Origin of the sequence: Plantibacter sp. RU18, assembly GCF_050613355.1 — a bacterium.
Lineage (GTDB): Bacteria > Actinomycetota > Actinomycetes > Actinomycetales > Microbacteriaceae > Plantibacter.
This window is the reverse complement of record NZ_CP159618.1, coordinates 4,059,032-4,072,697: the sequence shown is the minus strand read 5'-3', so window position 1 is coordinate 4,072,697 and position 13,666 is coordinate 4,059,032. Positions and strand designations below refer to the sequence as shown.

At 67.6% G+C, this 13,666-nt stretch carries 14 protein-coding genes; 4 read left to right on the top strand and 10 right to left on the bottom strand.

Annotated elements, in window-relative coordinates:
* Positions 1 to 3 precede the first annotated feature (3 nt).
* From ABMA10_RS19380 to ABMA10_RS19365, 4 genes are all read right to left on the bottom strand, one after another.
* Positions 4 to 1,905, bottom strand: coding sequence for an FAD-binding monooxygenase (locus ABMA10_RS19380; RefSeq protein ID WP_347867688.1), 1,902 nt, complete (start codon positions 1,903 to 1,905; stop codon positions 4 to 6).
* A gap of 141 nt (positions 1,906 to 2,046) precedes the next feature.
* The gene (locus ABMA10_RS19375; RefSeq protein ID WP_347867687.1) at positions 2,047 to 2,574 is read right to left on the bottom strand and encodes a hypothetical protein; all 528 of its coding nucleotides are present in this window, start codon (positions 2,572 to 2,574) and stop codon (positions 2,047 to 2,049) included.
* Between the two features lie 134 nt (positions 2,575 to 2,708).
* A complete protein-coding gene (locus tag ABMA10_RS19370; protein WP_347867686.1) occupies positions 2,709 to 3,212 on the bottom strand; it encodes an NUDIX hydrolase in 504 nt (167 codons plus the stop codon).
* 177 nt (positions 3,213 to 3,389) lie between these two features.
* Positions 3,390 to 4,244: a helix-turn-helix transcriptional regulator gene (locus ABMA10_RS19365; protein ID WP_431030873.1), complete on the bottom strand. Its 855-nt coding sequence runs from the start codon at positions 4,242 to 4,244 to the stop codon at positions 3,390 to 3,392.
* A 100-nt stretch (positions 4,245 to 4,344) separates the two neighbouring features.
* On the opposite strand from ABMA10_RS19365, the gene ABMA10_RS19360 reads away from it, so the two are divergent.
* Both ABMA10_RS19360 and ABMA10_RS19355 read left to right on the top strand, forming a co-directional pair.
* Positions 4,345 to 5,103, top strand: a complete 759-nt coding sequence (locus ABMA10_RS19360; protein WP_347867684.1) for an SDR family oxidoreductase — start codon at positions 4,345 to 4,347, stop codon at positions 5,101 to 5,103.
* Positions 5,104 to 5,364: 261 nt separating this feature from the next.
* Positions 5,365 to 6,540, top strand: a complete 1,176-nt coding sequence (locus ABMA10_RS19355) for a Cmx/CmrA family chloramphenicol efflux MFS transporter (RefSeq protein ID WP_347867683.1) — start codon at positions 5,365 to 5,367, stop codon at positions 6,538 to 6,540.
* A gap of 79 nt (positions 6,541 to 6,619) precedes the next feature.
* Here ABMA10_RS19355 and ABMA10_RS19350 read toward each other — a convergent pair whose 3' ends face one another.
* From ABMA10_RS19350 to ABMA10_RS19330, 5 genes are all read right to left on the bottom strand, one after another.
* Entirely contained in the window at positions 6,620 to 6,760 is a 141-nt protein-coding gene (locus ABMA10_RS19350) for a hypothetical protein (RefSeq protein WP_347867682.1), read from the bottom strand.
* A gap of 37 nt (positions 6,761 to 6,797) precedes the next feature.
* Positions 6,798 to 7,019: an isochorismatase family protein gene (locus ABMA10_RS19345; protein WP_414693643.1), complete on the bottom strand. Its 222-nt coding sequence runs from the start codon at positions 7,017 to 7,019 to the stop codon at positions 6,798 to 6,800.
* A 24-nt stretch (positions 7,020 to 7,043) separates the two neighbouring features.
* The gene (locus ABMA10_RS19340; RefSeq protein WP_347867681.1) at positions 7,044 to 8,528 is read right to left on the bottom strand and encodes a sugar porter family MFS transporter; all 1,485 of its coding nucleotides are present in this window, start codon (positions 8,526 to 8,528) and stop codon (positions 7,044 to 7,046) included.
* 96 nt (positions 8,529 to 8,624) lie between these two features.
* A complete protein-coding gene (locus ABMA10_RS19335) occupies positions 8,625 to 9,227 on the bottom strand; it encodes a DUF4982 domain-containing protein (protein ID WP_347867762.1) in 603 nt (200 codons plus the stop codon).
* Positions 9,228 to 9,506: 279 nt separating this feature from the next.
* The gene (locus ABMA10_RS19330; RefSeq protein WP_347867680.1) at positions 9,507 to 11,063 is read right to left on the bottom strand and encodes a glycoside hydrolase family 2 protein; all 1,557 of its coding nucleotides are present in this window, start codon (positions 11,061 to 11,063) and stop codon (positions 9,507 to 9,509) included.
* 153 nt (positions 11,064 to 11,216) lie between these two features.
* On the opposite strand from ABMA10_RS19330, the gene ABMA10_RS19325 reads away from it, so the two are divergent.
* The gene (locus ABMA10_RS19325) at positions 11,217 to 12,287 is read left to right on the top strand and encodes a LacI family DNA-binding transcriptional regulator (protein WP_347867679.1); all 1,071 of its coding nucleotides are present in this window, start codon (positions 11,217 to 11,219) and stop codon (positions 12,285 to 12,287) included.
* A 48-nt stretch (positions 12,288 to 12,335) separates the two neighbouring features.
* On the opposite strand, the gene ABMA10_RS19320 is transcribed toward ABMA10_RS19325, so the two are convergent.
* Positions 12,336 to 13,238, bottom strand: a complete 903-nt coding sequence (locus ABMA10_RS19320; RefSeq protein WP_347867678.1) for an NAD-dependent epimerase/dehydratase family protein — start codon at positions 13,236 to 13,238, stop codon at positions 12,336 to 12,338.
* 81 nt (positions 13,239 to 13,319) lie between these two features.
* Between ABMA10_RS19320 and ABMA10_RS19315 the strand changes: the two genes are divergently transcribed.
* Entirely contained in the window at positions 13,320 to 13,631 is a 312-nt protein-coding gene (locus ABMA10_RS19315) for a metalloregulator ArsR/SmtB family transcription factor (protein ID WP_064295846.1), read from the top strand.
* Positions 13,632 to 13,666 lie beyond the last annotated feature (35 nt).

Genomic DNA, 13,666 nt, shown 5'->3' with positions numbered 1-13,666 from the left:
CGATCAGACGGTCGCCGTTGTCGCCTGCCGGCCCATCACGCCGTCGAAGAACGCCGCGAGCTCGGCCGTCGACGTGAGCGGCAGCACGTGCGCCACGTACTGGTCCGGCCGGACGACGACGATGGCACCAGCGCGGTCGATGCCTCGCTCCGCGAAGATGTCGACCTCGTGGTGGCGCGCGTAGACCTTCTCGTAGTCGATCAGCTCGAACGGGCCGACATGGGGCAGGAACACCGGCGGCACAGTGCCGAGGTCGATCTCGGTGTGCCGCTGCTGGTGCACGACCTTCACGTCGAACCAGTCGTCGGCGAGAACGCCGGCCGGGACCGCCTGCAGCGGTGACTCCGGCGATCCATGCAGCCAGGCAGCGAGCTCGGCTGCCTCCCCGTCGCCCGGGAGGGCCTCATCGGCGAAGACGTAGATCCGCCAGCGGCCATCGGCCGTCGCATGGTGGCCAAGGTGCGTGACGTTGCCGTCCGCGACCCTCGTCGTCAGCGCCGACTTGAAGCGTTTCCCGATCGGGAACCCGGTCGCGAGCGCCTGGTGGCGGCCGTCACCGACGATCGCAGAGGGTGTGTACTCCGTCATGAATCCAGCGGGGAACTCGGCGGTCCGCACGTAGAAGTCCTCGAGCTCGGACGGGTCGGCGAAATCCTCTGGTCGCTTCGCCATGAGCCCCGACCATTCGCGGTCGAAGTCGATGAGGTTCTGAGCGACCACCTGACGCTCCGCCGAATACGTCGCGAGCAGGCTCTCCGGGCTGCGTCCCTCCAGGACGTGACCGAGTTTCCAGGCGAGGTTGAATCCATCCTGCATGGAGACGTTCATGCCCTGGCCCGCCTTCGCGCTGTGCGTGTGGCAAGCGTCGCCGGTGATGAACACGCGAGGGGTGCGCGTGCCGATCTCGTCCAGTGGGATGTCGTCGAAGCGATCGGTGAGTCGATGGCCGACCTCGTAGACGCTGTGCCACGCCACATCCTTCACATCGAGGGTGTACGGGCTCAGGATCGCGTTCGCGTGCTCGATGATCTGTTCGATCGTGGTCGCGCGGACCGCCCCGCCTCCACCCTCCGGCACCTCACCGAGGTCGACGTACATGCGGAACAGGTGACCGCCCTCGCGCGGGATGAGCAGGATGCTGCCGCCAGAACCGGACTGGATCGCGCACTTGGTGCGGATGTCGGGGAAGTCGGTGACCGCGAGGGCGTCCATCACGCCCCACGCGTGGTTCGCCTGGTCGCCGGCGAGCGTACAACCGATCGACTGACGGACCGCGCTTCGCGCCCCGTCTGCACCGATGACGTACTTCGCGCGGACGGTGCGCTCCTGGCCAGCGCGCTCGCCGTCGGTGTGGCGGAGCGTCACGACGACCGGGTACTCGGTGTCCTGTTCGACCGCCAGCCCGCGGAAGTCGTACCCGTAGTCGGGGCGCATCCGGGTCGGTGCGTTGGCCATGTACTCCGCGAAGTAGTCGAGCACGCGCGCCTGATTCACGATGAGGTGCGGGTATTCGCTGACGCCCGTGGTGTCGTCGAGCGGTCGCCCGGTCCGGACGATACGACCGGGGTCCTCGACGTCGGGCTTCCAGAACGCCATCTCGCTGATCCGGTAGGCCTCGGCCGTGATGCGCTCGGCGAACCCGAAGGCGTCGAAGGTCTCGACGCTGCGGGCCTGGATGCCGTCGGCCTGGCCGATCGCGAGTCGACCCGGACGGCGCTCGACGATGCGGGTGGTGATGCCCGGGAACCGTGAGAGTTGGGCGGCGGCGATCATGCCGGCCGGGCCGCTGCCGACGATGAGGACGTCGACCTCGTCGGGAAGCTCGTCCGGGCGGTCGATGCCGACGCCGGCCGCCGGGAGGACGCGCGGGTCGCCGGAGACGTAGCCATGGTGGTGGAACTGCATCGATTCCTCACTTTTTTGTCGGAATTCGATATAAGAACATGCCGTTCGTTTATCGCACAGCAGACACTACCCCGGAGTTACCCGAAAATGCACGCTTTCGACGCGAAAACGTGCATTCTTGGCCAGCTCAGGGGTGGGCGGCTAGTCCTTCGTCGTCCAGACGCCACGATCCTTGACCTCGACCGCCGTCGGCAGCGCATCGGCCTTGCCGAGGAACACCTGGCAGCCGACGAGCGGCGCATCTGGCGAGACGGCGTTCGACCCGCTGCCGTCCTTCGTGCAGTCGAACTGCCCGTAGACCTTCATCGGCTCGTACGCTCCATCACCGTGCAGTGTCCAATCCTCGGCCGCGGGCACCGGCAGGGCGTCGCGGTCGGCGTCCGCGATGTCGCCGTCGGTGAGCGTGATCGAGTACGTGACGAAGTACGGTGTCTTGCCCTCGACGGACGATGGTGTCTGCACGCCCATCGCCGAGAGGTCGCTCACCTCGCCCTGGCGGACGTCGTCGATCGCGAACGACATCTCGACACCAGCGCCGACCTCGACAGGGATGCCGGTGCCGATCGCAAGTGCATCTTCCGGGGCTGGCTGGGTGCTGGAGCACCCCGAGAGGAGTGCTGTCGCGGAGATGAGGACGGCGAGGATCGAGGCTCTGGTTCGGCGATTCATGCTGTCGACGCTACCGAACAGTGGGCGATAGGCCGAGGGCAGAGGTCCCCATCCATGTGAAGAGACGTATTCGGATACCGTCCGGCATCGGTATGCCGAGACCGGTCTCTGGGTCCAAGTAGCGCGTTTGAGGATCAGCCATTCTGACTCAGCAGGAGAGCGGCTGCGGCGAGTGAGCCGCCGTCGCGGATCTCTCCGTTGTGAATGCGGTCTCGCAGGCTGCCGGGGCTGATGATCTCAGGTATCCATTCTTCGCCAGCTTCGAGGGCCGCGGAGCGCTCGAGTTCGACGTCGGCCTGAAAGAAGTAGCAGACGGCGGGACTGATGCCGGGACTCTCGACGCATGACCCGATCAGACGCAGGTGCTTCGTCCGGTACCCGGATTCTTCGAGCGTTTCCCGCGCTGCCGCGTCCTCGGACGACTCGTCGGCTTCGATGCCTCCGCACGGGAACTCGAGGAGTGGGTGCTCCCCTGTGGTGTCCCGTCGTCCGCGGAGCATCAGAAGTCCGCCGCCGGGTGTGGTCCCCACGACCATGGCGCTGTCGGCTCGATGCACGCGATACCAGGACTGTGTTCCGACCTGGGTCGCGATGACCGAGAACCATGGGTTTGAATGCAGGACGCGGGCGCTGGTCATGGCGACCTCTCGATTGCGGTGTGAACTGTTGTGGACGCCTGTTGGATGTGGGTTTCGTCGTACAGCAAAGCGCATCTCCATCAAGAATACAAGACTCTGATGTCGTGCCTGGCGTCCATGATCACATCGGAGCCCATCGTCCTGGTGTCGATGGAAGGGACCTACGTGTTGCTGTCCTCAGTGAGCCGTTCGGCTTGAGAACGCCTGCGTCCCGAGCACGGTGAGGAGCTTCAGCTTCCCCTCGGCATCGCTGTGAGGGGCCGCGGTCAGGACGAGCAACGCCTGCGACTGGTCCTCGGTGAACAGCGCCTGGCAGTCGAGCTCGAGCGGCCCGATCTCCGGGTGGATCAGCACCTTGTGGGCTTCGAAGCGTCGTCCGACCTCGTGTGACGCCCACAGTTGGACGAACTCCTCGCTGCGCCGGGACAGCTCGGCGACCATCTCGCCCGCCTGCGATTCCGCCCCCATCGAGCCATACGCCGCCCGCAAGGAGGCGACCTGCGCGCGACTGTGCCGCTCGCGGTCATCCGGCGGATACATGCGCCGCTCCTGCTCCGGCAGCACGAACCAGCGATAGATCGCGCTTCGTTCGAAGCCCGTGAGGTGGTCGGCCTCGCCGAACAGTGCGCGGGCCGCGTCGTTCTGCACGAGCGTCTCGCCGAGCGCCGACAGGATGAGGGCGGGGGAGTCCGTCAGCCGGTCGAGCACGCGCAACAGGGGCGGGGCGACGAAATCGGTCGCTGCGAGTCGCGTCGGTGCGTTCTGCCCTGCGATCCGATACAGGTAGTCGCGTTCCTCCGCGGTCAGCCGTAACGCGCGGGCGAGCGCGCCGAGCATCTGGGTGCTCGGCTGAGGACCGCGCTGCTGCTCCAGCCTCGCGTAGTAGTCGGTCGACATCGCCGCGAGCTGCGCGACCTCCTCGCGTCGGAGCCCCGCTGTCCGTCGCCGTGCGCCCGTGCTGAGGCCGACATCGGCGGGTTGGAGCGCCGAGCGGTGCTTGAGGAGGAAATCGGCGAGCGCTGGACGGTCCATCCCACGAGTATCCGCCTGATCGGCGAGCCGAACCAGGGATCGCGGATCCATGGATTGGCGCGGCCTGGTACCGACTCCGCATCGGACGAAGACTTGCGACATGCAGATCAACGGAAACACCATCTTCATCCCCGGTGCGACAAGCGGCATCGGGCTGGCTCTCGCTCAGCGACTCCACGCGGCGGGCAACACCGTCATCGTCGGCGGACGCCGGACGGAACTCCTCGAACGGATCGCCGCAGACAACCCCGGTGTCGGGACCGTGCGCATCGACACGGCGGACCCGGCGAGCATCGAGGCGGCGGCCCGCGAGGTCATCGCCGAGTATCCCGAGCTCAACGTGCTCGTCACGATGGCGGGCATCATGCGCGCCGAGGACTGGAGCACCCCCGACGGCTTCCTCGACTCCGCCGAGCAGATCGTCACAACGAACATCCTCGGGCCGATCCGTCTCATCGGAGCATTCATCGAGCAGCTCCGTGGGCGGCCGGACTCGACGATCGTCACCGTCTCCTCGGGTCTCGCCTTCACCCCGTTGCAGGTCACGCCCACCTACAACGCGTCGAAGGCGGCGATCCACATGCTGAGCGAGTCGCTGCGCCTGCAGTACGCCGGGACGAGCGTCGGCGTCTTGGAACTCGTGCCGCCGGCCGTGCGCACCACGCTCATGCCGGGCCAAGAGGAGAGCGCGTTCGCGATGCCGCTCGACGACTTCGTCGACGAGGTCATGGGTCTCATCGAAGCCGAGCCCGATGCCACCGAGATCCAGGTCGAGAACGTGAAGTTCCTCCGGTATGCAGAGGTCCGCGGCGCGTACGCCCAGACCGTGGCGCGCCTGAACCAGCTCGACCCCCACTGAGCCGCAGCGGTCGCTGAGGCGGAGCATGCACTGAGGCGGAGCGTGCACTGAGGCGGAGCGTGCACTGACTTCGAGGGCATGTAGGGTCTTGGGCATGTCGAGTCCCGAATCAGACCGGTCAGGGGTTGTCGGTCACACCGCCAGCCCCGTGAACCACTAGGTACGCCACCCACGATCTGTGGGCGTACATTCGGCGTACCCGGGCGCTGGCCGTTGTGACAACAAGAACCGTTTCTTGATCTCACACCTCGGAGTACTTCGATGCCTTTCGCTCTCTACATGCTTGCCCTGGCGGTCTTCGTCATGGGCACATCAGAATTCATGCTCGCCGGATTGCTCCCCGCGATCGCGACCGAACTCGACGTCTCTGTCGGCACGGCGGGCCTGCTGACCTCCGCATTCGCGGTCGGGATGGTCATCGGCGCACCAGTGATGGCGGCATTCGCCCGCCGCTGGCCAGCGCGACGCACATTGACGGTCTGCCTGCTCGTGTTCGCGGGAAGCCACGTCGTCGGAGCGATGACACCCGTGTTCTCGCTCCTGCTCATCACCCGGGTGCTCAGTGCGCTCGCAAACGCAGGGTTCCTCGCCGTCGCACTCAGCACGGCCACTGCCCTGGTACCAGCGAACCAGAGGGGACGCGCACTGTCGGTCCTGCTCTCCGGCACGACGATCGCAACCGTCGTGGGCGTCCCCGCTGGAGCGCTGCTCGGCACGGCGCTGGGTTGGCGGACGACGTTCTGGGCAATCGCCATCCTCTGCATTCCAGCGGCCTTCGGGGTCATTCGCGGAGTCACGAACAGCGTTGGTCGGAGCGCGGCCAGCGGGACGCCACCACGGCTCCGTTCCGAGCTCAGTCAGTTGGCGAAGCCGCGGCTCTTCCTGGCCATGGCGCTCGGGGCGCTGATCAACGGAGGGACCTTCGCGGCATTCACCTTCCTGGCACCCGTCGTGACCACGACCGCAGGCTTGGCCGATGGGTGGGTGTCTATCGCGTTGGTGGTGTTCGGCATCGGATCGTTCCTGGGCGTCACGGTCGCAGGACGAATTTCAGATCAACGACCTGGTCTCGTGCTCGCAGTCGGCGGACCGCTCTTGCTGACCGGGTGGATCGTGTTGGCAATGGTCGCATCCCATCCCGTCGCGCTCATCGTCCTCGTCCTCGTTCAGGGCTTCCTGTCGTTCGGCGTCGGCAGCACACTGATCACGCGTGTGCTGTATGCATCGTCGGGTGCGCCGACGATGGGCGGTTCCTACGCGACTGCGGCGCTGAACATCGGAGCTGCCGCTGGGCCGGTGCTTGGTGCGCTCGGGCTCTCGACCGGGTCGGGGTTGCTCGCGCCGGTCTGGGTCGCCTCGGCGTTGACAGCGATCGCTCTCGTCTTCATGCTGCTCACCTGGCGCGCGCTCACGAAGACCGCGGCGGCGGCCAATTGATTGCCATGCCCGATGCCCGTCTCTGACGAGATTGTCGCAGACAGCTATCTGGCCTCAATCGCCGAGGGCAATCGTGGTCTTACAGTTCGTCCTGAGCTGCAGGTTGCTGGCCCGTCGGCCGGTTGCGCCGCCGCCACCAGCGTGCCCCCGCGATGATCACACCGATGATTCCGGCAACCATAACGATGAACAACAGGTTCCACCAGAAGAACGAATCCATGGTCGGCTCCCTGTCCTCGTACCAGGTAACGCTAGCGTTACCGCCACCGAGTGTCAGTGGAATTCACAAGGTTGGTTGTACATATTTTAGTGCAACATGCGCTCCGGGATAATCTGCCCCTCATCTCGAACGCGAGCTCGAAGGCCTGACGCGCGGTCGACTCGACGACGAAGCTCGTCGCGACCCCGGCGATCACGATTCGCGCGACTCCGGCCAGGCGCAGCTCGGCATCGAGACCGTCTCGGCCCGCACGTGCCAACTCCGCCGCACCTCGTGTCGGTCCCTATTGTGGGCGCCGATCGCTTTCGGCTTCGCCGGCGGCGGCATCATGACCGCGGGTGAAGACCGCCCCGGAGGACACATCCGCTCCGAGCGCCTCGAGCGTCCGGCCGCGGGTCTCCGGAAGCTGCGTCGCGACGAAGACCAGCGCCAGTAGGCCGACCCCGGCGAACGCGAAGAACGTTCCGGTGATACCGAGACCGGCGACCATCGACGGGAAGTACAGCGACAGGAAGCCGTTCGCGGTCCAGAGCATGAAGATCGACACGCCCATGCCGATGCCTCGCATGTGGAGGGGGAAGATCTCGGAGAGGTACACCCAGACGGCGATGTTGAGGAACGTCTGCATCGAGCCGACGAATGCGACGACGAGGAGCAGGATCACCCACGGACGGAGCGGATCGTCGACGTCGAGCGCCATCGAGCAGACGCCGATCAGCAGGTGGCAGGCCGTCGTGAGCGAGAAGCCGATGATGAACGTCTTCCTCCGATCGAGCCGGTCCATGTATGTGAGCGCGATGAATCCGCCGACAACAGCGATGACTCCAGGCGCGATGTTCGCGATGAGCGCCGTGCTCGCCTCGAAGCCCGACTCGACGAGCACGGTCTGGCCGTAGTACATGATCGAGTTGATGCCGGTGAGCTGCTGTGCGATGCCGACGCCGATGCCGATCAGCAGGATGCGGACGAGCCAGGGGTTGCGCAGGACGGCCAGGATGCCGAGCCGAGGCTCATCGCTCCGGGTCGCGGCGACGGAGACGATGTCATCGAGCTCGGCGCGGGCGCGATCGTCGGTGCGGACTGTCAGGAGAACCGCGAGGGCGTCGTCACGCCGGCCCTCCTCGACGAGCCAGCGCGGCGATTCCGGCATCCGGAGCATGCCGACGAACAGTGCGATGGCAGGCAGCGCGCAGACCGCGAACATGATGCGCCAGACACCGTCGACCTCGCTGAACACGTTGCCGATGACGGCGTTGACGATGAAGGCTGCAAGCTGGCCGATGACGATCGCGACCTCGTTCCGGCCCGTGATCGATCCGCGGACCTCGTGCGGTGCCAGCTCCGCCAGGTAGACGGGTACGACCGTCGAGGCTCCACCGACGGCGAGGCCGAGGAGCACTCGACCGACCACGAGCATCTCGAAGCCGGGCGTGCAGACCACGACGAGCGTGCCGACGAAGAACAGGACGGCGAGCAGGACGAGCGTCGGACGACGACCGCGGCTGTCGGAGAGCCGCCCCGCGACGAGTGCGCCGAATGCAGCGGCGAACACGAGCGAGCTGGTCACGATCCCTTCCGTGAACGGTGTGAGGCCGAGTTCGGCGGTCATCGGGCGGAGCGCGCCGTTGATCACGCCGGTGTCGTAGCCGAAGAGCAGCCCGCCGAAGCAGGCGATGATCGAGATGACGCCGAGACGGCTGTTGTGCGGGCCGGGTGCGAGCGGCGGGAGCGATGTGGTGTCACTGCGCGGCGAAGGAGAGGATGCCATGGGAACCCCAGTCTGGCGTGTCTCGGGCGTCCGCTCTCCCGGAGCCGCAGGTTTCGACGGGATGTCCCGAGGCCCGATGCGCTCCTGACCGTCGGTTCAGGCGGGCAGGACCTCGAGGGGGACGACCACGTCGGACAGGCCGGGGGAGGTGATCGTCACCGTGACGGCGCCGACTCCGGTCGGACGGACGATCGCGAGTGCTCGTCCGTCGAAGGTCGTCCGGGTCGTCGCGTCGAAGCGCTCGCTCGTCTTCGGTGCACCGGTGCCGTATCCCGCAAGCACTCCGGCGCCGTCCACGGCAACCGAGACCTCCCGGTCGGCACCTGTCATCAGTACGCCTGCCGCGTCACGAAGCTCGATCGTGAGGAATGAGAGGTCGGTGTCGTCGGCGCGCAGCCCGGTGCGGTCTGCGGTGACGACGAGCGTCGTCGGCCCTGCCGCCGAGGCGAGCGACGTCCGCCCGACCTCGGCACCCGCGCGGTACGCGACCGCCTCGAGGCTCCCGGGCTGGTACACGGTCTCGAGGCTCGCGAGCTTGGGCCGCCGTTCGCCGACCGGGCCGCGCGCGAGCTCGACACCGTCGAGCAGGAGCACCACCTCGTCCGCATCCGCCGCGACCTCGACGGTGACCGGCGCACCCTCGAAGCCCGGCCAGGTCCACGAGCCGACCGAGTCGCTCCAGGCCCAGGGCGACTGCATCGTCACCGTCTGACCGTGGCGCTCGGGGCGCACCACGGCGATCGCGGGCTCGGTACGGAGACCGAAGACGATCTCGCGGTAGTACGAGACCGGGCGACGCCAGCCGGTGATGTCGAGGTCGCCGCACCACGCCGTGAGATACGGGAACTCTCGTTCGAGCGCACCGTTCGCCTCCGGGTCCTCCTCGTACGAGGTCGCGCCGATGCCGACCTCGCCGAGATAGTCCCAGCCCGTCCAGGTGAAGTCGCCGATGATATTCGGGTTCGCCTCGACCAGTGGTCAGAGCTCGCCGATCTGCGTCGGGAACGTCTCGGAGCCGACGATCACGCGGTGCGGGAACAGCTCGGCGTCGCTCGCATACCGACCGTCGGCGTAGTTGAGGCCGAGGACGTCGAGCGCCGCGCTCGACTCGGCCGTGCGCTCCGTGACGGCATCGGAGGAGCCGATGAGACTCATCATCCCGGCGCCGGCCTCACCCATCAGCTCGTTGAGGCCCTTCTCCGAGGCGATGATCGCCTCGAGGTCGTCGAGGACCGACAGGGTCGCGTTCACGCCGTTCGTCACCGGCCGGGTCGGGTCGAGCGACCGCACGTGCTCGGCGAGGTCGCGTGCCTGGACCGCACCGTGCGGCGTGCCGACCTCGACGATCTCGTTGCCGATCGAGTACATGATCACACTCGGGTGGTTCGCGTCCTTCGCGACCATCGACTCGAGGTCGGCCCGCCACCACTGGGCGAAGTCGAGGGAGTAGTCGTACGTCGTCTTGCCCCGGCCCCACATGTCGAAGGCCTCGTCCATGACGAGCATGCCGAGTCGGTCGCAGACGTCGAGCATGGCGGGCGACGCGGGGTTGTGGGCGGCACGGATGGCGTTGAAACCGGCCTCCTTGAGGAGGTGGATTCGGCGTTCCTCCGCGCGAGCAATGGACGCTGCGCCGAGGGGGCCGTTGTCGCTGTGGATGCAGGCGCCGCGCAGGAGCACCGGCTCGCCGTTGATGAGCAGGCCCTTCCGCGGGTCGACGGTGACGGTGCGGATGCCGTGGACCGTGTGGACGGCGTCGCCCGTGCCGGTTCCCGCGTCGCGACTGCTGAGCGCCGAACGGGCGGAGTACAACGCCGGCGAATCGACACTCCAGAGCGCGGGGTCCTGCACGTACAAGCGCTGTCGGATGAGCGCCGTGCGGCCCGGCGCGACGGTGACAGGCGTGCTGTCGCCCTCGACCACGGAACCGTCGGGGCCGGTGAGCTCGGTGGCGAGCATCAGGGATGAGGTGGTGAGCCCACGGTTGGCGATGTTCGTCGCGACCTCGAGGACGGCCTGGTCCTCCTCGATCCGGACGGTGGTGATGCGGACCCCGTCCGGCTCGATGTGGGTCGGCTCGTCCACGTGCAGGAGGACCGGCCGATGGAGGCCCGCGCCCGCGTACCAGCGCGTGTCCTGCCCCGACCGGACCTCGATACGCAGGGTGTTCGTCTCGCCGAAGCGCAGGAAGGGCGTCAGCTCGATGAAGAAGCGCGCGAAACCATCGGCCCGATTGCCGGCGAACTCGTCGTTCACGGAGACCATCGCGTGCCGGAACGCGCCCTGGACCTCGAGTCGGACGACGCGACCGGCCCACTCCTGGGGTACCTGGAATGTCTTCACATAGCTGAAGGCGCCGGCGGGGTAATAGGCGGCGCCACCCTTCGCGGGGGCGTCGGGGGACCGTTCGGCGTCGCGGAGGGCGTCGTGCGGCAGCGTGACCGCGAGCGAGTCGTCTGCTCCGCCCTGGACGGCGGCGAACGGGCCACGCGGTGCGCGCACGATCCAGTCGCTGGTGAACGGGGAGATGGTCATGGGTGCTCCGATGCAGGCGATGACGCGAAACTGTTTCTCTGGGAGGCGAGAATCAGTCGAGGTTAGAACCTGGCTTTCCCGACGGTCAAACGCTCGGATACGAAACTGTTTCGCTACCATGGGCATCACACGACGACGCACCCGGAGGTCACCATGGCACGCACGCCGAGCGCCGGCCCGACCATCACCTCCGTCGCGGAGCGGGCGGGCGTGTCCAAGGCGACGGTCTCGAAGGTGGTCAATGGTCGCCCGGGGATGTCTGCGGCCACCAGGGTGCGCGTCGAGCGCGTCATCCGCGAGCTCGGGTACGTCCCGACCAGGCGTAGTCCACCCGTGCGACCGCGCAGCCTCACCGCCGTGTTCGACACCCTCGTCAGCGTGTACTCGTTGCGCGTGCTCGACGGGATGGTCGCCGCCGCGCAGATCGCCGGCATCGACCTCGCGACGCGCGTCCTGTCGCCGGGTGCCTCTCCGGGCGGACGCTCCGGTGCGGCAGTCGACCTCGACGCCGTCGCTGGTGGGACCGTCCTCGACCGGGCGTTCGTCGAGGAGGTCGCCGAGCGAGGGCATGTCGGGATGATCGTCGTGACCACCGTGATCGACGCCGACGTGGTCGACGCGAGCCTCGACGCCGGCATCACGATCGTCGCCGTCGACTCGCCGAACCCGCTCGACCGCTCGGTCGCCAGCATCGGGTCCAACCACTCGACCGGCGGGCGGCAGGCGGCCGAACACCTCATCGGGCTGGGGCACCGGCGCATCGGCTTCGTGGGCGGCGATCCGGCGAATCCTGGCTTGCGCGCCCGCTTCGGCGGGTATCGCGATGCACTGCTCGCGGCGGGCATCCCGGATGATCCCGCCCTCGTGTCCGAGGAGGGCATGGGGACGGCGGGAGCGGCCGTTCAGCGGTTCCTCACGCTCCCCGACCGGCCCACGGCCGTGTTCGCCACGAACGACGCCGACGCGTTCGCGGTCGTCCGAGCCGTCGTCGACGCCGGGCTCCGTGTACCGGAGGACGTCAGCGTCGTGGGGTACGACGACACCTACTCGGCGATGCAGACGGTGCCCCGGCTGACCACCGTGCACACCTCGATGCACGACATCGGTCGGGCGGCGGTCGAGACACTCTTGCGCATCCACGCCGGCGAGCGGCCGTTCTCCCACCACCTCGAACTCGCCACGACCCTCGTCGAGCGCGAGTCGACGGCTCCGCCGGGGCGCTGAGCCGCCCGAGACCGCCCGGAAGCGGGCGGCGGAGCCCACACACTGTCCTCAGCGGGGTGCGCCGCCGATGAACCGCAGGTCGGCGAGCGTGAATCGGCCCTCCGGCAGTGCCGCGCGGATGCGATCCTCGGTGAACTGCCGCGCCGGCCGGAGCTCTTCCGGGAGCTCGGGCGTCGGTGGCGCTGCCTCGCTGACCCCCTCCGCGAGCATCTGCGCCTGCGCCTTCGCGACGAGCGGTGTCCGCATCAGCCACTCCGTCAGTTGCGCGAGGATGCGGATCGACCATACCGGCACCGGCACGTAGAGCGGTCGACGGTCGGCGACGTGTGCGATGCGACGGACTGCGGCAGCGAGCGGAAGCGTCTCCGCACCCATCACCGCGACCGTCGATTCCTCGACCCGCCCCTCGATGGCCGCGACGAGCGCGTCGACCGCATCCGCGACGGGAACCGGACGCACGAGGCGTTCGGAGTAGCCGACCGTGGCGAAGATCGGGAAGGTGCGTACCGCCTTGGTGACGTGATCCACCATGTGGTCCCCTGCGCCGTACATCATGCCGAACTTCAGGACGGTGTGCGGGATGCCTGACCCACGGATGATCTCCTCCGCAGCCCACTTGGTCTCGTGATAGCCGGAGCCGCAGTCCGGACGGGCACGGAGGAAGCTCACCATCACGAGCCGGCCCACTGCGGCCCGGCGGGCGGCCTCGACCACGGCGCGGGTGCCCTCGATGTGCACGAGGCCGAAGGTCTGGTCGCCGATCTCGCGGTTGATGCCGGCGCAGTGCGCGATCGCGTGGCAGCCCGAGAAGGCCTCGGTGAGTGCGTCGACGTCGGTGATCGGCGCACCGGTTCGACGCGAGACCAGGACCGTCTCGTGACCTGCCGCCTGGAGTCGCTCGGCCAGATGCCGCCCCACGAATCCGGTACCGCCGGTGATGGCCACTCGCATGATCGCTCCTTCGCTTGTTAGCAATGTAGCTAAACTCTATATTGCTGAGGAGCTAGTTTGCAATCGTGCTAAATTGCTTCCATGGCAGATACGGCGTCGGACATCTTCGCTGCACTCGCGCACCCGACGAGGCGGCAGATCCTTCAGGACCTCAAGGACGGTGAACTCGCCGCCGGGGAGATCGCAGCGCGGTTCGACGCGACTGGCCCGACCATCTCGCGCCACCTGAGCGTTCTGCGCCAGGCCGGCCTCGTCTCCGAGCGACGCGATGCCAATCGCATCCTCTATTCACTCGTCGGTGAGCGCCTCGCGCTCTCCGTGGGTGACTTCCTCTCGACCGTCTGCCCCGAGCAGATGGTGCTGCGCGAGGTCCGCAAGCGCCGCACCGCGTAGCGACACTCGTCGAGCACGAGCACGAGCACGAGCAC